The following is a 1,445-nucleotide window of genomic DNA, read 5'->3' as shown; positions in this document are numbered from 1 at the left end:
TGAACTGCACCCCAAAAGTTGGACACCCGTCCAACCTTTGGGGTGTTTTTCATGACGAAGTACAACGAGCAGTTCAAGCAACGCATCGTTGACGAGTATCTTGCCGGCGGAATTGGTATCAAGTCGCTGGCTGCCCGGCACGGCGTGGGGCGTACGGTGATCCGGCGCTGGGTCGCAAGCTACCGGGAGCATGGCAACGCAGGATTGCGCAAGAAGCACACTTGCTACGACGCCGAGTTCAAGCTGTCGGTACTACAGCGCATGTGGCGAGACGAGTTGTCATACGGCCAGGTATCGGCCTTGTTCGATATTCGCGGCGCGGGCTGCGTAGCCGGCTGGGAGCGCCTGTATCATGAGGGCGGTATCGATGCACTGCCCCCTCGCCGACGAGGGCGCCCCCGAAAGATGGCCACTTCACTTCCACCCAAACCCACCGAACCCGGCACACCGGATGAACGCTCACGCGAGGAATTGCTCAAGGAAAACGAGTATCTGCGTGCGGAGGTGGCCTACCTAAAAAAGCTCGATGCGCTGCTGGCGAAGAAGCAGGCAGCGCAAAAGAAAAAGCGCAAATAGTGCACGAGCTTAGGCAGCATCATCCGGTAGCGGCACTTCTGAAGGCGGCCGGTTTGGCGCGCAGCACGTTCTATTACCAACTCGGGACGCTGAACGTTGACGATCGCCATGCCGATCTCAAGGCAAAGATCCGGGCGGTGTTCGACCATCACAAGGGCCGCTACGGCTATCGACGCGTCGCGGCTGCGATTCGGCAAACTGGGCATCTCGTCAACCACAAGGCCGTGCAGCGGCTGATGCAGCAATTGCAGTTGAAGTCCCTGCTACGCCCGAAGAAATATCGTTCGTGGCGAGGTGAGGTCGGCAAAGCTGCGCCCAATCTGTTGCAACGTCAGTTCAGTGCCACGCAAGCCAACCAGAAGTGGGTGACGGATGTGACGGAATTCAATGTCGGTGGCCAGAAGCTGTACCTGTCGCCGGTGATGGATCTGTACAACGGCGAGATCGTGGCCTATCAGATGGATCGGCGGCCTAGCTTCGAACTGGTCAGCAGCATGCTGAAGAAGGCATTGGCCAAACTCAAACGCACGGACAGTCCGCTATTGCATTCGGACCAAGGCTGGCAATACCGAATGCCGGCGTTTCGCCGGCAACTGAAGCGACGCAAGCTGACTCAAAGCATGTCCCGCAAGGGGAACTGCCTCGACAATGCTGCGATGGAAAGCTTCTTCGGCACGCTCAAGTCCGAGTGCTACAAGGGACATCGCTTCACTTGCGTGGAGCATTTGCGCGACACGCTCGAGCGCTACATCCACTACTACAACCACGAACGCATCAAGCTCAAGTTGAAAGGGCTGAGTCCCGTGCAATACAGGACTCAGCCCTTGGGCGCCTAGCCTTTAACCGTCCAACTTCGTGGGGTCAGTTCA

1 protein-coding gene is annotated in these 1,445 nt (G+C 58.0%); it reads left to right on the top strand.

All coding sequences use genetic code 11. The annotated features are described in order from the left end of the window. Positions 1-51: 51 nt before the first annotated feature. Positions 52-1,412, top strand: a protein-coding gene (locus tag G3N64_RS39090) for an IS3 family transposase (protein ID WP_205788894.1) whose coding sequence is annotated in 2 segments (ribosomal slippage) — positions 52-514 and positions 514-1,412 — 1,362 coding nt in all. Because the reading frame shifts where the segments join, the coding sequence is not laid out codon by codon here. Positions 1,413-1,445: the final 33 nt, after the last annotated feature.

Source organism: Burkholderia sp. Ac-20344 (assembly GCF_017104975.1).
GTDB lineage: Bacteria > Pseudomonadota > Gammaproteobacteria > Burkholderiales > Burkholderiaceae > Burkholderia.
The sequence above is the reverse complement of the archived record's forward strand: the minus strand, read 5'-3'. Positions and strand labels throughout refer to the sequence as shown.